11 protein-coding genes are annotated in these 22,320 nt (G+C 42.0%); 4 read left to right on the top strand and 7 right to left on the bottom strand.

The window, feature by feature from the left end; all coding sequences use genetic code 11:
- Positions 1-2,528 (bottom strand): DUF5916 domain-containing protein (locus JWR61_RS13145; RefSeq protein ID WP_301928237.1); only part of this gene is annotated, 2,528 nt, incomplete at its 3' end.
- Positions 2,529-2,699: 171 nt separating this feature from the next.
- On the opposite strand from JWR61_RS13145, the gene JWR61_RS13140 reads away from it, so the two are divergent.
- Positions 2,700-3,302, top strand: a complete 603-nt coding sequence (locus JWR61_RS13140) for a hypothetical protein (RefSeq protein ID WP_301928236.1) — start codon at positions 2,700-2,702, stop codon at positions 3,300-3,302.
- A gap of 192 nt (positions 3,303-3,494) precedes the next feature.
- On the opposite strand, the gene JWR61_RS13135 is transcribed toward JWR61_RS13140, so the two are convergent.
- From JWR61_RS13135 to JWR61_RS13110, 6 genes are all read right to left on the bottom strand, one after another.
- On the bottom strand, positions 3,495-6,197 hold the full coding sequence (locus JWR61_RS13135) for an alpha-L-rhamnosidase (RefSeq protein WP_301928235.1): 2,703 nt from the start codon (positions 6,195-6,197) through the stop codon (positions 3,495-3,497).
- A gap of 148 nt (positions 6,198-6,345) precedes the next feature.
- Positions 6,346-8,739, bottom strand: coding sequence for an alpha-L-rhamnosidase C-terminal domain-containing protein (locus JWR61_RS13130; protein WP_301928234.1), 2,394 nt, complete (start codon positions 8,737-8,739; stop codon positions 6,346-6,348).
- A gap of 222 nt (positions 8,740-8,961) precedes the next feature.
- Complete coding sequence (locus tag JWR61_RS13125; protein ID WP_301928233.1) at positions 8,962-9,849, bottom strand: sugar phosphate isomerase/epimerase; 888 nt, start codon at positions 9,847-9,849, stop codon at positions 8,962-8,964.
- Positions 9,850-10,192: 343 nt separating this feature from the next.
- A complete protein-coding gene (locus JWR61_RS13120; protein ID WP_301928232.1) occupies positions 10,193-10,681 on the bottom strand; it encodes a DinB family protein in 489 nt (162 codons plus the stop codon).
- 67 nt (positions 10,682-10,748) lie between these two features.
- Positions 10,749-11,207 (bottom strand): DUF3237 domain-containing protein, encoded by a 459-nt coding sequence (locus tag JWR61_RS13115; RefSeq protein ID WP_301928231.1) that lies wholly within the window; start codon positions 11,205-11,207, stop codon positions 10,749-10,751.
- 113 nt (positions 11,208-11,320) lie between these two features.
- Entirely contained in the window at positions 11,321-13,687 is a 2,367-nt protein-coding gene (locus JWR61_RS13110) for an alpha-rhamnosidase (protein WP_301928230.1), read from the bottom strand.
- A gap of 204 nt (positions 13,688-13,891) precedes the next feature.
- Between JWR61_RS13110 and JWR61_RS13105 the strand changes: the two genes are divergently transcribed.
- From JWR61_RS13105 to JWR61_RS13095, 3 genes are all read left to right on the top strand, one after another.
- Complete coding sequence (locus JWR61_RS13105) at positions 13,892-17,284, top strand: VCBS repeat-containing protein (RefSeq protein WP_301928229.1); 3,393 nt, start codon at positions 13,892-13,894, stop codon at positions 17,282-17,284.
- A gap of 221 nt (positions 17,285-17,505) precedes the next feature.
- Positions 17,506-20,595 (top strand): TonB-dependent receptor, encoded by a 3,090-nt coding sequence (locus JWR61_RS13100; RefSeq protein ID WP_301928228.1) that lies wholly within the window; start codon positions 17,506-17,508, stop codon positions 20,593-20,595.
- 12 nt (positions 20,596-20,607) lie between these two features.
- Complete coding sequence (locus tag JWR61_RS13095; protein ID WP_301928227.1) at positions 20,608-22,167, top strand: RagB/SusD family nutrient uptake outer membrane protein; 1,560 nt, start codon at positions 20,608-20,610, stop codon at positions 22,165-22,167.
- The last annotated feature ends 153 nt before the right edge of the window (positions 22,168-22,320 follow it).

Genomic DNA, 22,320 nt, shown 5'->3' with positions numbered 1-22,320 from the left:
ATGAAATTGGTTCTGTCGTTGCTCCATACGAAATATAACTGCGAGCCCGGCCGGTATTCATAACGGAAGACAAAGTTGGACCTGAACTGGTAAAAATTAAAATCAGGATTGTGAATGATTATATCGGTAACTCCATCGCCATTATCATCAACCAGGTAATTGTCACTTTGTAAAACAGAAGTTGAGAGAGCCTGAAACCTATTACTGTAAATACTATTTTTAGGCTGCACTACTTTTTTAAAGCTATTGAATTTACCAACCGAAGCAAACGGGCTGCCATAATACTGCAGCGATAAGTTGTTGGTGATATTGTAGTCAATACGGAAAGTTGCACCCAGATCATGCTGATCTATTCTTGCCAGGACAGGCGCCCGTTTTCCGCTGCTGAAAAACGCATCTGTGTATTGCAGCTGATCTATGTTGGAAGTATAAGTTAAATTCAGTGACAATTTAAGTGTATTTAAAGGCTGTACGGTTACACCCGGACTTACCAGGAAATACTTCCCTCTTTTGTTCTCAAAAAAATAATTGCCCTGGAAATTGAAGGCGACTTTTTTAGCAAAATCAGATTTAACCAATATTGATTCCATCCAACTCGGCGGTATGAGCAAGGCCTCCCCACCCCTTAACTGGCGTATGTCGAGCGACTGTGAAATATGATTCAGGGCAGAAGTAATATTCCACCTGTTTAAAAATTCCAGGTAAGCCGTTAAGGTGTAATCGGAAGATAAATAGTGCCCCTTGAAATCCCAGTTGTTATTTTGCTTTAAGCCAATTGTGTAAGTGCGGAAAACAGCTACCGGCGTATTTACAAAATAAGAAACGGAATTGCCTTGTTTAACCAGGTCGGCCGTTTGCATATAACCAATATCATTCAATTCGAGCGTTGGGGAACGAAAGGTAAGATCGGTTGAATAACGCCACAATCCTTTGCTGCCTTTGCCAATTTTTATTTTACCGCCAACCCCTGACAGTTGTGTAAGTGTACTATCAAACCGGTAAGCATCAGGCCGCTGAAAATACCTGGCAGAAGATAATTGCAAATCACTGATGGCTTCGGTTGATCCGTTAATATTGCTGACGGAAACTTTTGCATCCACAAAAAATTCCTTATCCTTCCACTGGTGCAGCAAATCAAGTCCACTGGTAAAAGCATTGTGGTCAATAAAGTTTAAATGCGGATCATTAAAGAAGCGGTTGGTGGATGTAAAGATGCCTCCCAGCACCGTGTTGCCGTTTCGATAATCCTGCTGAATTCTTCCAACAAAATAATTCGTCAGCGGTTCCACGGTAACTTTTTTACCACCCGCTGGTGTATTAATACTGGCTCTTTCATTGGCGGTTAAACTTTGCAGTACCACTACCGACAGACCCTTCGGGGTTTTGCCACTTAATTTGGCGGCGCTTAAAATGGTCGTGTTATCCGGCATTTTAAGATATTCATTTGCGCCCAGTCCCGGCGTGTAGGAAGGTGCATGGCCAATGCGTCTTGAATAAAAGAGACTGAGGTCGTCAATATCAAAACTGAAAATATTTTTTCCTTCCAGGAAGAAAGGGCGTTTCTCTTCAAACAAGGGTTCAAAGGCAGTCAGGTTCATCACTGAAGGATCGGCTTCAACCTGGCCAAAATCCGGGTTGATGGAAAGATCAACCGTGAAGTTGGTTGACAAACCTATTTTAGCATCGAGTCCGACCGTGCTGCTAAATGCGTGCCCCTTGTTTGCGAATATATTGTTGGGATCTTTTTTAAAGGTTTTCATTTTACTTAAGCCTGATACAAGCAATTCTATCCTTTGTGATTTGGGCAAATTAGTGATGCCTTTTAATTCGCCAAATAAATAGAGCATACCTGGGCCGGTGAAGGATTGTTGCTCCCAATCACTTTCTTCCTGCAGGCGGTTGATCCAGCGCCAGAAATGCAATCCCCATACCTGGTTCATTTCGCTGCTGTAACGCAGCTGGCTTAACGGTATGCGCATTTCGGTCGTCCAGGCAGAATCTTCCATGGCTGTTTTTGCATACCATACCGCATTCCAGTTGGCATCGCCTACCATCGGGTTGGTTAAGATGGCATCATATCTCTGACCGGCCGCGGTTACATCAAACTCAAAGCCCGTGCGGTGATCGTGGTAGCTGTCAAAACAAATACCAATGACATCTCCTGCGAATTCATCCCTGCGGCCAGCCTTTCGTTGAATTTTTTTCGGCTCGTGATCCACCGCCCTTACCGCTACATAAAGGTTTTCATCATCGTATAAAATTTTAAAAAAGGTTGGTTGAGAAGGTTGTTTTCCTTCGGCAGGAATCCATTGTTTAAATTCGCCGGCCCATTCACCAGTGTTCCAGCATGCATCATTCAATACCCCATCCAGTTTGGGTTTTTCGCCCACAAGCCTGGTGGTGGTATAAACAGGTTTAGGTTTTGATGAATCATTTGAAGGGTATGAAGGAAAAGGATTTACCGTTGCAAATGAACCATAACAAAAACAAATATTGGACAAAAAAAACAGGACAGCAGGTTTGAACATACAGGACAAAAATATTGACAAAGCAACTTTGTTCCTAAAAAATAATACCCGGCGATGCAGAAAGTTTATCCGGAAAAAAATGCATGAAGCATTTACTGTCAGTTAAACATGTACTTAGTTTAACATATCGTTAGGGGTGGCGACAAGCTTCATGATATATATTTACAACTCATGCCTAAACTGACTATCCTCCTATTTTTATTTTCCTGCAACACAAAGCTGTATGCACAAAATGATATCCTTGTTTTGAAAAAGGGCGACCGCACTGTTCAGTATTTTTATAAAGATTCCTATATCAGCTTTCAGTTAAATAATAAGGAATGGCTGAAGGGTATAATTAACAAAATTGAAAATGATTCTTTCTATTTTACCAAGGTAATGGTGAGGTATTATACGATGGGCTCTGATACAACCTATGTAGGTGGTTACCATTTTGCGGTGACGGATATATTGTCGCTGCCCAAAAGAGGAGTTCAAATTGATTTTACGGACGAACGTTTCAGCATTACAAGAAACGGAGGCCACCAGCACTGGTACTGGATAAAATCGGGCTGGCTTTTCAGGGCACTGGGTATCGGCTATGCTACGCTGAACGTGGTGAACGGCATTATAGTCAAGGATTTTACAAACCTTGGCAGCAAACTTGGTATTGCAGCCGGCGCTGTACTGGTTGGCGTAGTTTTAAAGCACAGCTATCAGTTAACACACCGGCGAAGTAAAAATTATCACCTTGAAATTATTAAAGTATCAGGCAATAACCGGGTTTTACAATGATGCGGTAATTTAATTGCTGTATAGCTGATAATTGATAAAAGTGATAATATAATTTTTGCATCGTCAAATTATAACCACAAGAACAGGGCATAAAACAAAGTGGCCGCGTACATGTTAATATACGCAGCCATTCTAGTAAGCTTTCAAATATTTTAGTTCGTTACTCTATCATTGATCTAAGGTTATCAATTTTTATTTCGCGATTACAAAATGATACTTGCCTGAACCTACCTGCAATAAAACATATCCTTCTTCTGTGCCGGCAACTTTTATATCAGTCAACGTTGAAACTGCTTTACCGTTTTCTGTAACAGCTGTAGCAGTGGTCGTTGGTACATATATGGTTGCTGTTGTGTTGGCCGGTATCTCCACGTCCATCAAAATTTTATTGTCTTCGGTTTTCCAGCCACTACTTAACGTGCCGTAGTAAGTTTGTAAAGATGCGGATGCATTGGTAAATCCACCACCAACATGTGGTTTAACCCTGATGTGCTTGTAGCCGGGTCCATCTTCGTAGGTATCCAGCCCCACCATCTGGCGGTACATCCAGTCGCCGATTGCGCCATAAGCGTAATGGTTAAAAGAGTTCATGCCGGGTGTTTGAAAAGTACTGTCGGGCTTTTGTCCGTCCCATCTTTCCCATATAGTTGTAGCACCCATTTTTACAGGATACAACCAGCTTGGATAATCCTGCTGAAGCAACAAACTATATGCAATATCCGAATAGCCAAATCTTGTAAGCACATGACACAAATAAGGCGTACCTAAAAAACCAGTGGTTAGATGGGTATCGTAACTCTTTACGTTTTCAGCGAGTCTTTCAGCAGCCTGTTTGCGTAGATTTTCAGGAAGCATATCAAAATTTAAAGCCAGTACATATGCTGTTTGCGTACCCGATACCAACCTGCCGCTAGGTGTAACATACTCTTTTAAAAAGGCATCTTTTACACGCTTCAGCAAGGCAGTATAAGTTGCTTCATCGTCTGCCTTATTTAATACTTTGCTGGTATTGATCAGCAACTGAACGGAGTTGGCATAAAAGCACTGGGCGATTAAATATTTATCTGTAACAGCTGATCTTCCGTCATTGTCATCAAAGGGGCGATAGAATAACCAGTCGCCGAAATGAAAACCTGTATTCCACAAATCGTTTTTACTTTTATCAGTCATAAATTTAACCCATGCCTTCATACTTGGGTATTGTGTTTCCAGTATTTTTTTATCGCCATAAGCGAGGTACATGTTCCAGGGAATAATGGTTGCAACATCGGCCCAGCCTGCAGATCCGCCATTGTCCGGCCCCAGTACATTCGGGATAACATGTGGTATTCTGCCATCGGCTAACTGGTCGGCCGCAACATCTTTCATCCACTTATCAAAAAAATTGTTTACTCCAAAATTAAAGCTGGCTGTTCTTGAAAAAGCCTGTGCATCACCTGTCCAGCCAAGGCGTTCATCCCGTTGAGGACAATCGGTTGGTACATCTAAAAAGTTACCCCGTTGTCCCCACTGAATATTGTGCTGTAACTGGTTTACCAAAGCATTGGAAGAAGTAAATGTGCCGGTCGGCTTCATATCTGAGTATAAAGTAACCGCTGTAAAATTATCGGGATTTATTTCGCCTGGGTAATTCTCTAACTTAATGTAGCGGAAACCATAAAAGGTAAAATGCGGCTCAAAAGTTTCTTCCGCGCCACCTTTTAAAATATAAGTAGCCGTTGCTTTTGCAGCTCGCAAATTTTCTGTATAAAAATTGCCCGCCTTATCCAGTATTTCCGCATGTTTGATCACAATTTTATCGCCTGCATTTCCTTTGGCTTTTACAATCACCCAGCCTACGAGGTTCTGTCCAAAGTCAAGTACTTTTTCGCCGGATGGCGTTGTAATAACTTTAATGGCTTTAAATGTTTCATGTTTTTTTACCGGCTCATTTTCGGTAGAGATTAAATTATCAAATGTGGTCGTTAATAAATTAACGCCTTTCCATCCGCCATCATCATAACCTATCGCAGCCCAGCCACTTTTTTCCTCTCTTGCATCAAAAGTTTCGCCATGATAAATTTCAACTGACTTGATAGCACTGTTCGTTGATTTCCATTTATCATCAGTAACGATAGCTTCTGTTGTGCCATCAGTGTATACCACATTTACCTGAGCCAGCAACCCCAACTTTTTACCGTAAATATTTTTATTATCATCCCAGGCCAAAAAGCCACGGTACCAGCCATTGCCGACAGTTGCACCGATTACATTGTTACCGTTGTTAAGCATATTGGTTACATCATATGCCTGGTATTGCAGGCGCTTGTTGTAACTTGTCCAGCCCGGTGCCAGGTAGGCATCTCCTACCCGTTTTCCATTTAGTTGTACTTCATACATACCATGTGCAGTAATGTACAAGGTGGCTGATTTTATTTTTTTAGCCAATGCAAACTGGTTGCGGAATAAGATGGCGGGCCTGTTAATGGAGTCTTCAACATAACCGGCTTCAATCCATTTGGCTTTCCAGTCGGCGGTGTTTAGCAATCCCATTTTAAAAGAAGCTGCTTCACTCCAGGGAGAAGCTTTGCCATTATTGTCCCAAACCCGCACTTTCCAGGTATATTTTTGATCGCTCTGCAAAGGGGTTCCGGCATAGTTAATCTGTACAGACTGACTACCTGAAATTTTTCCTGATTTCCATGCAGATCCTTTGTCGGTTGTTACATTGATCTCGTATGCGGTTTGCATTGTGTTTCTTTTTTCTGCAACAAGTTGCCAACTAAAGCGTGGGACTTGTACACCAAGCGCAATGGGATTGGTAAAATTTTCAGTCAGTAGTCCCTGCACTTTTATTTGCGCAAAGCTCATGAGCAGGCATAATTGAAGGAGAGCAGAGAAAGTAATTTTTTTCATGGCAAGTATAAGGTTGATTGTATAATGATTGGTGAAAGTACAAGATAACGCATTGATAACTATCCTGTGCTGTCATGACATGCAATTGCCTGTTCGACATCAGCAGAATTAACCTACAATTTAACCCCATCTCCTTACTATGAAGGAATTAAAAGTTGAACTTATTTACACCGCTTTTTAAAAGTAATGTTTTTCCTTTCCATACCAAGTACCCTGCAGTATTAACAGGAAGACTGATTTCAACTGTCCATTTATTGTTTTCGTTTTTATAGTTGGTACTTATTATGCCATTCGGATGCGGCATTGATCCGCTGACATTCTTAAGCTTTCCCAGATGCGGTTCTATCTTCACTTTCGCAAAGCCGGGCGCATCAGAATCGATCCCTAAAATAGTTCTATAAAATTCAATATTTGGGCTGCTGCCCCAGGCGTGGCAATCAGATCGGGTGCCGCTGACGTCCGACATCTCGGCCCAGGTGGTCATCCCCAAATCAATGTTTTCCTGCCACTTGCCCAGCCATTTTGAATAGTCATTTCCAAGGCCTGCTTTTATCAGTGCCTGGTGCAAATAATATTTAAAGTAGATAGATGCCTGTGCCATGGATGTATCTGATAATAATTTCTCACCCAACACGATTGCTTCTTTTCCGGTGATCATTCCTGCAAGAACGGCCAGTGAATTAGTGTGCTGAGAGAACAAATCTTTATCTTCTGTATCTGCATACAGCAGTCTTGTTTTATCCCAGTATTTTTTTTGAATGGTCTGTTTTAATTGTGCCGCTTTCCTGTTATAGAGTTTTGCATAATCCATAAAACCGATGGCAGCTTCCATTTCTGCAGCCACTTTGTATGTCCACATTAACTGCAGATCCAGCACGGCTGAATAGCCTGATTTACCGATGGGCGCCTGCCCATAATCCCAGCCCCTGCGATGCTCTACCCAGTCTGAAAAAATCCAGTAGGGCACGTCTTTTAAAGAGCCATCTGCCGTTTGATAATGCTGAAAGAAATTCAACACCTGCCGTTCTCCCGGTAGTTTGTCTTTTATAAAATTGGCATCTGGCCGGTACATCCAGTAATCGTGCAACATGCCGATCCAACACAAAGAAAAAGTTGGAATCTGTTGCTGCAGATCTGTCGGGTAGCGACTCAGGGTTATGCCTTCCGCAATGCGGCTGTGATCCATGAGCGTTAACGCATTTCTAACCAACCGGTCATCACTGGTATTGTATAATGTAACCAACGCCTGTATACGGGCATCGCCAATATATTGCAACTGTTCATAAAAGGGACAATCCATATAGGTTTCAAAAGCACAAAGCCTTGCGGTGCGCCAGCCAATTTCCAGTATCTTATCATCCACTGTATTGCCCGATTGAAAACTTGTTTTTTGCACAAATGGATAACCCGTAAATGTGCCGTAGATATCATCAATTACCAGCGGTTCATCTTTAGTCGTTACCCTTAGCTGTATGTACCGGTAAGTACGCCACCAAAGGGAAGTGTATTGCTGTCCGTCTGATCCATCGGCAACAATGCTATCAATCTTGCCGATAAAGATTTTTCCATCCACCTCATTTCGGTTACCTTTTCCCCTGCCCGATTTAGTTTTTTCATTTTCTTTTGAATACAAGGCTTCGGCATACGACAGAGAAATACCTGCATTGTTTCCTTTACTAAAAAGCAGTGTGGGATAAGCATTGGTTAAAAAGCCCTGATCTAACAATAAGGTTGCGGTTGTATTGGCAGGTATGGTAAAAGCTGCTTTTACCGCGGGAAAATTGACTGGCGCCGGGATACCCTCTGTCTTGCGCAGAGCAGACAAGCGCTGCATTTTTAATTCCATTGGTGGCAAGGGCGATGGCACCAGCATCCACCCTCTTGAATCCCGTGCTGCATCCTTTGTTAAGCCACTGCCAATTGACCTGGATGATTGCCATTTGGTGTCATCATAGTTTATTTGTTGCCATCCCTTCACATGATCTTTCATCTGTACCACTTCCCCCGGACCTGCCACATAGTAACCGGGAACATGTGTTTCAAGCGGTGCATAGCTGCTGTCTTTAATACTTTTCCAGGTTGCGTTGGTGTTGACTATTTCTTCCGCACCGCTGTTGCCCTGCAAAATAAAACCTGTCATAAAAGTAATCTGCGCCTCGGGCTTTTGCTTGCCATCATTCCAAACCAATGCCGCAATTGTATTTTTACCAGCCTGCAAATAGCTGGCAATGTCCACTGTTTCAAAATTCCAGAAATATAAATCACCTCTGGCAGGCCCGAGAGAAACCAATTGTTCATTTACAAATAATTTATACCGGTTATCTGCGGATACATGCACCACAAAAGAAGCTGGCTTTGCCGTTAGCTCAAAGTTTTTACGGAATTTATAAACCCCGTAATCTTTTGGCGGCGCATCCTTCGCCGCAATCCATTGGGCTTTCCATGGATGTTGCATCAATGCTTCGCTGAGGATCTGCGCTTGGGTGGTGGTGTAAAAAAAAAGGCTGAAAAGAAGTGTAACAACACGTGAGTTTGTATTCATAAATTGAAGGTAGCAAGTGTAAATTAATAATCGTGTGCGATCGAAGGGTAAGCAAACTAAATTTTGATATCGTCTTTGGTAACAATTCAAATTACGTCAGACTTTCTGATTCTTTTAAAATCATCATCTATCGATTGCAATATTTTCAAACAAATTAAAATGCGAAGCAGAAACAAAATTGTAAACAATATTGTCCGCTTCGCATCATTTGTATTTAATAATTTATTTCAGCTTTGCAATCTGATCATTATAATATTTCACTGTATTAATTACTGAAGGAAGATTGCTTGGCAAATCTTCCGCGTCTCTTTCAATATAAATATGGCCTTTGAAATTTTGCTTTTTCAACTCTGCAAAAATGGCTGGGAAATCTACAACACCCGTACCTACCGGAACGTCTCTTAATGTCGGGTCATCATATTTTGCTATATCTTTTAAATGTATGCCGATAATGTGACCGCTTAATTTTTTGATGCCCTCCAACGGATTGATGCCGCTTTTTGGCCAGTGGCCTAAATCTGCACAGGCTCCAAAATTTGGATGTCCTTTAATGGCCAGTAATACCGTATCGGGATTCCAGTAGTGGCTCATGCCTTTCCAGTGTTCATGAATAGCAACCTTTACACCATATGCACCTGCAAGGCTATCGATGCTGTCCCACATGTTTAATGGTGGTTCGGTGGTGACGAACTGCACGCCAAACTGTTTGGCAATCTCAAATTGTTTTTTCCAGGAGAGAAGAGTGGAATCTCCATTGATATAAATGGACTCCATCTTCAGCCCTTTTTGCCCTATCAGCGCTTTTAGTTTATCAATACCGGCAAGCGACAGTTGGCCAACGAGTGTATCTTTTAATTCAGGTCCGGCTTTATGAAATGTATTAGGCTCGATGTAAACGATACCTGCGCTATCCACTTTGTCCAGCGATTGCGGAAAATTAAAAGTATGGAATGTCCACAGGGCAACACCAAATTTCCAGTCTTTGGCAGGATCAACCGTAGAGGTGGATGCTGTGCTGTCAACGCTTTCAGTGGTCGTTTTTTGCGTACCGTTATTGCAGGCAGCCAATATTGTACTAAGTGCGAGTACAGGCAAGATCAGTTTCTTCATATGAAATCGTTTAAATTTTTGAGTTGCTAAGTTCTGTATTTGTAATGAAACAGGAAGGTTTTTTTATCCTGTTAAGCATCTTATGCAAGCGGTTTAAAAAATCCAGTTCTCCGTTCCCTGCTTCGTATCATTTTTTCTTTATGCTATTAAATGAACATTAATTATAAGATTTTTTTACCGTGATGGCACTAAGTCAGCTGTTTCTTCGCAAAAAAATAAAAATTTTCTTTTGTTCTTGTTCCAGGAGATATGCTATATAAGACCCGTATAAAAATTTCCTGACCTATTCACATTGCTTTTAGCGGAATACAATATCTTTAAAGGATGCTGTCCATATTTGTTGCTAGCGTCCTTTAATGATTTCTACAAAATTTTCTATCTGCCGCCTGTGCCGCAAAACATGTACTATCGCGTGTTCCATCATTTGTTCTATATCATAGCGCTGGCCCCAGCCGGTAAGCAACTTTTTTTCGTTGTTCATTTCTTCCAGCTCATCGTCAGTAATTTCCCCGAAGGTACTGTCAGTAAATTGCAGCAGCTTGCCGAGATCGCTTTTGTATTCTACGGCTGTAAAGCGTAGTTTCTTTTCAGGTCTATTGCCCGGAAAATTTTTATGTTTGCGGATATAGACAGCATAACCGTATCCGGAGTGGACAACATGAGCCAGTATGGTTTGAATAGACCGGCAATTCGCATCCGTTGTACCAGCGTCCACAATTGTTGTTAATGTAAGGGAGTCCAGGGGCATGATAAGTTCCCGCAATGCATTCACTGCCTTCTGATATTCACCCAGTATTGCTTTAATAGCGGCCTGCTTTATATTTTGCGACATTGCCTGTTTTAGTTAATATATGTGTGCTATTATTTTGATCATCGTAGTAACAAGAGCCTTTGTCAGTTTATAAAACACACCAAACCTGTATGGTCACATTATCAGGATTGCGGATCCCCTTCGCAATAAAGAGAGATTTCATCAGCCAGTCATATTTTCCTTTTGCTACTTCAAATACAGGGACAGTCCTGAAATAATAAGCATCAGGTGGTACTACTTCTCCGCTGGAGATTTTCTTCAGCACTTCCGGGCTGGCAACCCTCATCCCTTTATTCGAAATGTAGATCAGTGTACCATCGTCTGCCTCCAAAGTGTAGCGGGCATTTATTTCTGCTACTTCTGCATCCTTGATTAACTGCCAATCTGCCCCGCCAGGTAAAATAGTACCCCGAAGTTTCGGACCATTAAAAGTGCCACCGGTAAGCGGGATAACATTGCTGTGGCCGATTCCTGTTTCGTCTGTAGGCTTTGGTGCTGCTACATTTATTTTAAGCTCTCCAAAATATTCAAGTTGAAGTCTGTTCATTTGATCTGTTTTTGCTGCGAAGCAAATAAGAACACAACGGGCATGGTAATTTTATTTGCTATGAAAATTATTCATTTTTAACGCATTCACTGAATATAAATTACAGCTTTTGGTTAATTAATTTCAATAGTATGTATGCCACTTGTTAATGAAATTGTTTTATTCTTCCAAACGAAACTTCCGTTTAAACCTGCCGGCAGGGTCACCACTCCTTCAATACCGTTTACATTTTTTCTTTTAAGCGAAACAAGAATGTTACCCAACGGATGGGGCATCGAGCCATTTACACTAGTCAATTCCCCTAGAGCAGGTTGAATTTTAACAGTCGCAAATCCTGCACTGCCAGGCATTATGCCGCAAATGGTGGCAAGAAAATCATAATCGGGACTGGAGCTCCAGGCATGGCAATCGGAACGGGAGGGCTCCGGATTTTCAGCAAAGGTGGTTAAGCCGATTGCCAGCATATCCCGCCAGGGTTTTAGCTGTGAATAATATACATCAGCCATGCCCGCCTTTTTTAGCGCCTGCGTAAGATAAAAACGATAGTAAAAAGTGGCCTGGCTTAAACTGGTATCATATAAAATTTGCTGCATTACCGTCTTTATTTTGGTAGCAGGTATTGCCCCCGTGAGCACGGCCATAATACCGGCATGCTGACTGAATTTATTTTTGTCTGGTGTATTGGCCATTTCATTTTTGACTGGGTTAAAACACAACTGGTAAGTATGAGCCGCAAGCGAATTGGCCAATGCTGAATAATGCGCCGCCATTGCTGTTTTACCAAAATGACTGAATAAAATAGTTGCCTGTTGCAGTGTATAGGCATATTGCAAAGTGATGACCGATGAATTCCCATCATCGGCGCCGTCAGGCCTGCCCCCATCAAAAGCCGTGTTCCAGTCTGCAAAATTCCACCATTTCATGGGCCCCAGCATTTGCTTCTTTCTGTCGATATTTTTTTCGTACCAATCCAGTACCCCTGCCATCCCTGTCAGATACTTTTCAATAAAAATATCATCCTTCCGGTGCATATAATAATCATACACCATGCTGATCCAATACAAGGAAAATGGTGGAATGATTTGTAATTCTGTAGAAGGATAACGGCTTTGCGTTAGTCCTTCCGGTACCCTGGAGTTATAAAAATCATTGATGGCTTTGCGCATCAGCCTGTCGTCGCCGGCAACATACAATGACACCAGTGCCTGTATCCTGGTATCACCAATATACTGCAGCTGTTCATAGTATGGACAATCAAAATAAGTTTCACCCGCACAAAGCCGGGCGGTGCGCCATCCCACTTCCCAAATCTTTTTCAATGAAGTATCATTGCTGCTAAAACTTCCTTTTTCTTCAAACGGATAGCCAGTATAACGGCCATATAAATCCTCAATCACCAGCGGTTCATCCTTCGTGGTAATATCAAGTTGCATGTAACGGTATGTTCTGAACCAAAGCGGTCTGAACAGCCTGTTGTGACCGCCATCTGGTTCGTATTCATCGTAGGTACCCATAATAGTACGTCCCTCTATGTCGTTGCGGTTCCCCTTTTCTTCCGCTGTATCTTTCAATGCTTCGGCATAAGTGATCTTTACCAGGGCTCCTTTGCCATTACTTGTTATTAATTCAGGATAAGCTACCGTGTTAAAAGTCTGATCCATCAGGATGCTTACTTTTTTATTGGCCGGAATAGTCAAGGATTTTTTTCCTGTGAGAAAATCAGCATCATTTGCAATGCCTGCTGCTCTTCTTATTAAGGGAATCCGTTGCTGGCGTTCTTCCATCAATGGTATTGTCCGCGGCACCAGTATCCACATATTGCCGCTGCCGTTGCCAAACGTAAGGCCATTGTAGGAAGCTGTCGCTGCTAACCATTTTTCGTCAGGGTAATTTACCTGCTGCCAATCCCAGGGGTAAACACTTCCTTTTACATGATCTCCCGCTCCTACTTCCCGATGATAGCTGCCATCTTCCAGTGCGCATACTGTGTAAGCTTCATCTCTTACTACCTTCCATGTTTCATCGGTATTAACTACAGCCTGCGCTGACTGATCTCCCTGTACAATTAATCCTGTACGGCTGCTTGCCTGTGCTGTTGGTGCGTATATCGCCAGGTTCCAAACCATAACTGCAATGGTATTGCGTCCTTGTTGCAGGTAAGATGATAAGTCAACTGTTTCAAAAAACCAGTTATATAAATCGCCCCGTGCAGGGCCGCTGCAAACAGGTGAACCGTTTACCCACAAGCGATAGCGGTTATCCGCTGAAATATGAATAATAAAATTATCCGGCTTTTTATCCAGGTTAAAAGACTTCCGAAAGTGGTAAACACCATATTCCCTTTGCGAGATGCCGGGACAGGATATCCAGTTAGCGGGCCACTGTTTTTTTAGCAGGGTCGGGTTGATGGTAGTCAGTTGTGCGTTTGCAAAAAAAGTGTTGAAGAGCAGGGCGATTGTAGGTAGCAGTATACGGTTCATTGCTGGGTTAAATTAAAATAATCGTTTGGTTGTTGATCATTGAAAGTAGGGTTTTATCGTGATGAAAACAACTGTAGTATCCTCAGATTTTATTTATCCCTTTATAAGCGCAATTCAATCACCATAAAATTTATCGCCTTCCATTTGTTATTTTCGCAGTTAAAATAACCAGCTGATACCGGTGTTGGCTCGTTAAATAATTTTATGAAATTCTCATTTCGTCAAAGTCTGCTTATTTTTTTTGTATTGATGGCGGCAGCCTCCTGCAGGCAGCGTACCAAAACTATGTTTTCAGAAATGCCATCAGCAGGCACCAATATCAATTTCAGAAATGATATCACAGAAGACAAGGATTACAATATTCTCACGTATGAGTATTTATATAACGGCGGCGGTGTTGCCGTGGGCGACGTTAACAATGACGGGCTTGCAGACATATACTTCACGGGCAATATGACATCCAATAAATTATATTTAAATAGAGGCGGTTTTAAATTTGAAGATGTCACTGCACTTTCAGGAACGGCAGGCCGCAATAAGTGGAAGACCGGTGTGGTGATGGCCGATGTGAATGGTGATGGACTGCTTGATATGTATGTATGTTATTCCGGCCCTGGTACCGATGCTGAAAGGGCGAACGAATTGTACATTAATAACGGCATAAAAAATGGCATTCCTGTTTTTACAGAAATGGCAAAACAATACGGCCTGGATGCCCCCGGAACTTACACAACGACCGTTGCTTTTTTTGACATGGACAATGATGGCGATCTTGACATGTTTATGGTGAACCATGCCGATATGTTTTACAACCCGGATTTTAATACAACAAAATTGCGGTCAACAAGACATCCGAAATTTGGCAACCGTTTGTACAGGAACGATGGCGGAGTTTTCACTGATATCAGTACAGAAGCTCACATTGACGGCAGCGGAATTAATTTTGGATTGAGCGTTGCCGTCAGCGATATTAATAATGATGGCTGGCCTGATATCTATGTTACCAATGATTATGATGAAAGAGATTTTTTATACCTGAATAATCATGATGGCAGTTTTCGTGAGGTACTAACAAAGGCTGCCAGCCACATTTCTGAATTTGCAATGGGCAGTGATATCGCCGATTATAACAACGATGACAAAACGGATATCATGGTGATGGATATGTTGCCGGAAGATAACCACCGGCAAAAATTATTAAAAGGAGCCGACACCTATGACAAATACAATATGCGCTTAAATACTGGTTTTCACAGCCAGCAAATGCGCAATACGTTGCAGCTGAATAATGGCATCGATAGTAATGGCACACCGGTTTTCAGCGAGGTCGGGCAGTTGGCAGGCGTTTCAAACACTGACTGGAGCTGGGCTCCCCTACTGGCGGATTTTGATAATGATGGATGGAAAGATTTGTTTATTTCAAACGGGTTGAACAAAGACATCACCAATCTGGACTTTGTAAAATATACTTCGGGTTATACTTCAAAAGTGGGCAGTACCAATGGCAGTAAAGAAGAAATGTGGGAGTTGATAAAGAAAATGCCCTCAACCAAACTTACCAATTACCTCTTTCAAAATAATCATGATCTCACTTTTAAAAATGTGACTGCCAGCTGGGGCCTTACCAAAAAATCAGTTAGCAACGGAGCCGCCTATGCTGACCTGGACAATGACGGCGATCTTGACCTGGTGATCAACAACCTGAATGATGCTGCTACTATTTATAAAAACAATGCAAACGATAATACGCAGGCGCATTACCTGAAATTGAAGTTCAGGGGAACGCAAAAAAACTCACAGGGCATCGGGGCGAAAGTATATGTAAAAACGGCTCACAACAGCCAACTGCAGGAGCAGTATTTAACCCGTGGCTTTCAATCTTCTGTTGATCCGGTAATGCATATTGGATTGGGGCCTGACAGCCTGGTTGAATCCATCATAATAAGGTGGCCCGGAGGTAAAGAGACTTTAATAAGTAATACAAAGGCGGATACGTTGCTTACAATTAATGAAAGTGATGCCATGGCTAAAAATGATACACAGCAAATCCCTAAAGCTAACCTGTGGTTTCAAGATGTTACTGCTGCTACAGGAATTGATTTTACGCATCAGCAATCTGCCTTTGTCGATTTTAAAATATCGCCACTACTACCCTACCAGCTTTCGAAAACAGGGCCCTGTATTACCAAAGCAGATGTGAACGGGGATGGATTGGAAGATGTTTTTATTGGTGCATCTGCGGGACAAGAAAGTGTTTTGTACCTGCAAACAAAATCGGGTCAGTTTATCCCTTCACTGAGCCAGCCATGGAATAACGATAAAAATTTCACCAATACGGATGCGTTGTTTTTTGATGCGGACAAAGACGGCGATGCGGACTTGTACCTGGTAAGCGGCGGTGCTGATTTCTTTTTAAATAACAAGAATTACCAGGACCGCTTTTTTGAAAATGATGGTCATGGTAATTTCAATAGCGTGCCCAATGCATTGCCCAAAGAAACGGTAAGTGGCGGATGCGCCCGTGCCGCTGATTATAATAAGGACGGTTTGCCAGACTTATATGTGGGTAGCAAATTATCGCCGGGTATTTTTCCTGTTGCACCAGAAAGCTTTATGCTGAAAAATGTAAGCAAGCCCGGAGAAATTAAATTTATTAAAGATGCAGCTCAAAAAGATTCAAGCCTTGTTTATCCCGGTATGGTTACGGACGCTGTATGGCTGGATCTGAATAAAGATGGATGGGAAGATTTAATAGTGGTTGGACAATTTATGCCGCTTACTATTTTTGAAAATCACAATGGCATATTTTCTAACCAAACAACGGCTTATGGATTAGCAGATACACAGGGATGGTGGTGCCGCATACTGCCAGATGATTTTGATAAAGACGGAGACACTGACCTGGCAATTGGTAATCTTGGTACTAACACCCAACTAAAGGCAAGTGCTACTGAACCGTTGACTATTACCTATGCCGATTTTTATGGTAATGGTATGATGGATCCTATTCTTTGTTATTACAACCAGGGAAAAAGTTATCCTTATTTTTCAAAAGATGAATTGGCGGATCAGATCCCGGCGATCCAAAAAAAGTTTTTATTACATGCTGATTATGCAGACGCACAATTGCAGGACATCTTTACAAAAGAACAACTGGATAAAGCGAAGACAGTAACAATAAAAACATTGCAGTCTGTTTACTTACAAAATGAGGGCAGCAGAAAATTTACCATCAGGCCATTACCCGTTGCGGCACAAATCAGTGCAGTCAACGGTTTGGTGGCTGTTGATTTAGATAAAGATGGTAATAAAGACATTGTACTGGCTGGCAATTTCTTCCCGTTTCGTGTAAACCTTGGTCCGTTGGATGCAGGCTTAGGATTGGTGTTAAAGGGCGACGGTAAGGGCAATTTTTCACCGGTGCCTTATGAAAAAACAGGGCTTAATGTTAACGGAGATGTGCGCAATCTTATCAGCATAAAGACTGAAAAGAATCTCCTGCTCATTGCTGCAAAAGCAAAAAACCGCATTCAGGTTGTTAGAACAAATCCTGAGGAAGTAATGAAAGTAAAGGCAATTACGAAAACGGTTGAGTAAATAAATGCCTGCAGATTAGCGCGAAACTAAAATTAAGTTTACATATTTACGTGTTGGTTATACGGGAAATTTAAGGCCTTTGCTTTTACAACAAATATTAATCATTTAAAAACATTCAAATCAGCTCAAGGCATTTAACTTGCGGAACCAAAAGTGTTTATTGAACATTATTGGGTAACACAACAAGTTCAATATTTTTTTATTACCAAAACTATCTACAAATGAGATGTAACAAGAGATTGTCATTGGCTGTCTTACTCATGTTCTTCAGCAGTTTGCTTTTTGCACAGGGCACAATAACGGGCACTGTAACAGATGCGGACGGTAACAGTTTACAAAGCGTAACTGTTACTGCGTTAAAATCTTCCACCGCAGTAACAACAGATTCCAGGGGCAAATATTCTATTGCACTGCCATCGGGTTCAACAGAGCTTGAATTTACCATGGTGGGTTACGTAAAACAAGTCGTAAACGTGTCCGGTAAATCTGCTTTAAATATTTCACTTCAGGCTGCAGCCGGTTCACTAAAAGACGTGGTGGTAGTTGGATATGGCACCCAGCGCAAACGGGATGTTACTGGCACCATCAGTACTGTAAAAGGGGATGATTTTAAAAACCTTCCGGTAAGCAGTTCCGCTGCTGCCTTGCAGGGACGTGCTTCAGGAGTTGATATCATCCGGAATGACGGTGCGCCGGGTAGCGTGCCAAACATAAAAATCCGCGGTACAGGTACCATCAATAATTCTGATCCGTTGGTTGTAATAGATGGCGTACCCGTTGGGAGTTTGAATGATGTAAGTCCCAACGACATTGCTTCTATGGAAATACTAAAAGATGCTTCTGCATCTGCGATCTATGGAACACGTGCTGCCAATGGGGTTATTTTAATCACCACCAAAAAAGGTACATATGGCGAACAATTGAAAACTTCGGTAAACGTATATACCGGCAATTCAAACCCCATTAAATATTTATCATTACTTACAGCACCTGATTTGGTGACCTTAAAAAAAGAAGAGTTCACCAATGACAATCTTCCGGTTCCATCTATCTGGAATGATGCCAGTTATTCTACGCAGCGTACCGACTGGCAGCGGGCGCTTTTTGGAACTGGTAAAGTAACCAATGCTGATGTTGCGGTAAGAGGTGGCAATGCAGTTTCCACTTACAGTATCTCTGGTAACTATTACGATGAAAAAGGAATGATTGCTAATTCATTTTTTAAAAGATACAGTGCAAGAATTAATTCTGAACATAAAGTTGGCAGCAGGCTAAAAGTGGGCGAGAATGTTTTGTACTCTTTCACCAATAACAGTGGGCTTGATACAAGGTCTACACAGGCCGGGCTTGTTTGGTCAGCATTGCGTTTTAATCCTGCTATCCCTGTTTTAAATGCAGATGGCAGCTGGGGCAGTTCCAAAGCAAGCAACGAATTGGGCGATATCAATAACCCTGTTTTTACTGCAGCCACTACAGACCAGTTTAATAAAAACAATCACCTGCTTGCGAATGCTTTTGCTGAAATCGATATTATCAGCGGGTTAAAATTTAAGGCCAATATAGCGTACGATTACAATAGTTATAACGGGTACAATTTTAGTATTGCAACGCCAGATCAGACAAGGGTAAACGGTTTGGCTTCGCTCAGGCGCAGTTATGCTGAATCAAGTTCTTTATTAAATGAATTGTTTCTTACTTATAACAAACAGTTTGCAAAAGTGCACAACCTGAATCTTACCGCAGGTTATTCTGCCCAGTCATTTAAAAACGATGGCTATTATGGAGAACGACGGGGCTATACCGATCCGGCGGATGATCACCGCATACTCGACAACGGAAGCAGCGCTAACCAGTTTTCTGGTGGCAGTCGTGGGGCAGCAGGGTTGATGTCCTACTTCGCCCGGGCAAATTATAGCTTTATGGGCAGATATCTTTTAACGGCTACTATGCGTGCAGACGGATCAAGCAAATTTCCACCAAACAGCCGTTGGGGTTACTTTCCCGCCGTTTCTGCAGGTTGGCGTATATCCGACGAAAAATTCTTCAAAAACAGTGTTGACTTTATCAATAACCTGAAGCTAACTGCCGGCTGGGGACAATTAGGCAACCAAAACATCCCTGATTTTCAATACCTCTCCATTATCAGAAGCGGCGGTATCAACTATGCTTTCGGATCAGCCACCAATGTTGTTGACGGTTCTTTTGTAACCAGTCTTGCCAATCCAAATATTACCTGGGAAAGAGCAGAAATGAAAAACATAAGTCTCGAGTTCGGGTTGCTGAAAAACCATCTGACCGGTACGCTTACCTGGTTCGACAAGAATACCAAAGACATGTTGATTCCCTATTCATTGGTTGAAACGTACGGTGCCAATGTGAACCTGTCTTATGGCAGCGGTAATGTTACCATTCCAAATCAAAACATCGGCACACTTAATAACCGCGGTATTGAAGTAGATCTGAATTACCAGAACAAGGCAGGTGAATTGACCTATTCCATCGGGGCCAATGCTTCTTTTATAAAAAATAAGGTGACCCTTTTATATGGCACCAATTCTGATTACATCAGTTCCGTTTTTTATGGCAGGGAATCGTTGGAAACTTCGCGTACTTATGAAGGACAGCCCATTGCTTCTTTCTATGGATTTAAAACAAATGGCTTGTATCAGAACCAGGGCGATATTGACAAGGATGCCAATATCAGCAACGATCCCAACAAAGCCAATATCAGGCCAGGCGATGTAAGATTCCGTGATTTGAATGGTGATGGTATTGTGAATGATAAAGACAGGGTTTACCTGGGAGATCCTAATCCGTCAATGGTATTGGGCATCAATGGTAGTCTGAGATATAAACAAATTGATTTTAATTTCTCTTTTGCAGGTGCATTTGGATTTGAATTATACAATGCAGATAGAATGGCCGGGCTGGATGCGACCCAGGTATTTAACATGTACAGTGAATCATTGAACCGCTGGCATGGAGAAGGTACAAGCAATACCATTCCACGTCTTGGCAGGGCAAACGCCAACCAAAATTATCGCTCTTCCGACCTTTGGATTGAAAAAGGCAATTACCTCGCATTAAAGAATGTATCTGTTGGCTATACATTTTCTAAACCCAAAATTGGCAACGTGCAGTTCCCTGAAATCAGGCTGTATGCCAGTTGCTATAATGCTTTTTATCTTACCAAATACAGGGGATACACTCCGGAGTTGGGTTATACTGATGGTAACAAACAAAGAGGTGTGGATGTGGCGCAATACCCTTCCGCAAGATCATTAACCATTGGTGCAAACTTTAATTTTTAAAAGAAAAATATTATGACAAGGTTCAATTATAAATTGATTATTCCTTCGGCCCTCCTTGTTTTTTCAGGAGCTGGCTGTTTAAAAAAATCAGTATTGGATGTTACGCCTGTGGGCCAGTATACGCCTGCCAATTACTGGCGCAACGAAAGTGATGTAGTTGCCGGTATCAATGGTATCTATAATGTTCTTACACAGGAAGAAGGTGTAGGCCATAACCTGTATGCGTTCGATGATGCATCAGATGATATTTCAGTTGATGGTGATCACTCTGATTTTTGGGAAATAGAAAGATTTACTACCAATTCTGCAACCTACCAGTTACATCCAACCTGGGGATGGGCTTACGAGCAAATTGCCAGATCGAACAATGCACTGATCTATGTTCCGAAGGTTCCTGTGATGAACGAAGATATAAGGAAGCGTTCTTTAGGTGAAGCCTATTTTTTAAGAGCACATGGTTACTGGACGCTTAATTTAATATTTGGGGAAGTGCCTCTGATACAGGAAGACAATGTGTTAACCGGTAATTACAATGTAGCCAAGTCAACTGTAGAAGATGTAAGGAAATTAATAGAATCAGACTTGCTGAAAGCTGCTGACTTGCTGCCCGAAACGTATGGCGCCGAAGACAAGGGCCGTGTAAGCAAGGGTGCTGCCTGGGGCTTGTTAGCTAAATTATACCTGTTCTGGGAAAAACTGGATAAAGCGCAGGAATATGGTACCAAAGTAATCACCAATGCCAATTATGCACTGGCACCCAACTACACGGATAACTTTACTTTGGGTAACCAGGACAACAATTCTGAATTGTTGTTTGCGGTGTGGAATAAAAACAATTACAACAACTCGCCTATCAATATTTACTTTACCAACAGGGCCTGGAATGGCTGGGGCTTTCATCATCCTACACAAAATTTTGCTGAAGAGTTTGAGCCGGCAGATGTAGTACGCAAACAGGCAACGTTGTTATCAGTAGGTGATTCTATCCCTCATCAAACTACTATGATTGAAATACAGGATCAGGATGCTTACCAGATGTTCGCGGGGAAGAAAGGCCAGTTTACCGGGCGTATGCTGCCAAGTCAATCATCTACTACAGGATATTGTGTCAGAAAATATACGGCTTTCAACCCTGATAATTCCGGCAACCTCGATGGCGACTTAAAACAGCCTTTGTTGCGTACTGCTGATATTTACCTGGTGGTGGCAGAAGCTAAAATTCGCACCAGTGGCCCGGGTGCGGGCGATGCTGAAATCAATGCAGTTCGCACCCGTGCAGGTTTACAACCGGTGAGCGGCGCTACCATCAAACAATTGATCCATGAACGGAGGGTTGAGTTGGGCGCTGAGAATGTGCGTCATTTCGATTTGATGCGATGGGACAAAGCGCAGATTATAAACCTGGATACCATTTATAATAAACCAAAAACGGCTTCCCCATTGGAACCATATAAAGGTGCGGTAGTGATACCGGGCCGTACCTTCAAGCGCCCGAAGGATTATTATATGCCGGTACCGCAAATTATCATCGACCAGAGTAAAGGGGTTATTACGCAGAATCCCAATTATTAAGCAAACAAATAAGTAGTAATATGTGCTTACTTAAAACCTGTATGGCTATTAGCTATACAGGTTTTAAGTTTTGATATAAACGTTGATTCCGCAACAACAATGGTAATAGCTGAAAGTCTTTTTATTTGTTTAGGATATCAACTGTTTTTCGAA

It is taken from the genome of Ferruginibacter sp. (genome assembly GCF_028288465.1).
Taxonomy (GTDB): Bacteria; Bacteroidota; Bacteroidia; order Chitinophagales; family Chitinophagaceae; genus Ferruginibacter.
The sequence above is the reverse complement of the archived record's forward strand: the minus strand, read 5'-3'. Positions and strand labels throughout refer to the sequence as shown.

Coding starts and splice junctions, on each gene's coding strand:
- JWR61_RS13140 (WP_301928236.1), top strand. CDS start 2,700: ATGCCTAAACTGACTATCCTCCTATTTTTATTTTCCTGCAACACAAAG.
- JWR61_RS13135 (WP_301928235.1), bottom strand. CDS start 6,197: ATGAAAAAAATTACTTTCTCTGCTCTCCTTCAATTATGCCTGCTCATG.
- JWR61_RS13130 (WP_301928234.1), bottom strand. CDS start 8,739: ATGAATACAAACTCACGTGTTGTTACACTTCTTTTCAGCCTTTTTTTT.
- JWR61_RS13125 (WP_301928233.1), bottom strand. CDS start 9,849: ATGAAGAAACTGATCTTGCCTGTACTCGCACTTAGTACAATATTGGCT.
- JWR61_RS13120 (WP_301928232.1), bottom strand. CDS start 10,681: ATGTCGCAAAATATAAAGCAGGCCGCTATTAAAGCAATACTGGGTGAA.
- JWR61_RS13115 (WP_301928231.1), bottom strand. CDS start 11,207: ATGAACAGACTTCAACTTGAATATTTTGGAGAGCTTAAAATAAATGTA.
- JWR61_RS13110 (WP_301928230.1), bottom strand. CDS start 13,687: ATGAACCGTATACTGCTACCTACAATCGCCCTGCTCTTCAACACTTTT.
- JWR61_RS13105 (WP_301928229.1), top strand. CDS start 13,892: ATGAAATTCTCATTTCGTCAAAGTCTGCTTATTTTTTTTGTATTGATG.
- JWR61_RS13100 (WP_301928228.1), top strand. CDS start 17,506: ATGAGATGTAACAAGAGATTGTCATTGGCTGTCTTACTCATGTTCTTC.
- JWR61_RS13095 (WP_301928227.1), top strand. CDS start 20,608: ATGACAAGGTTCAATTATAAATTGATTATTCCTTCGGCCCTCCTTGTT.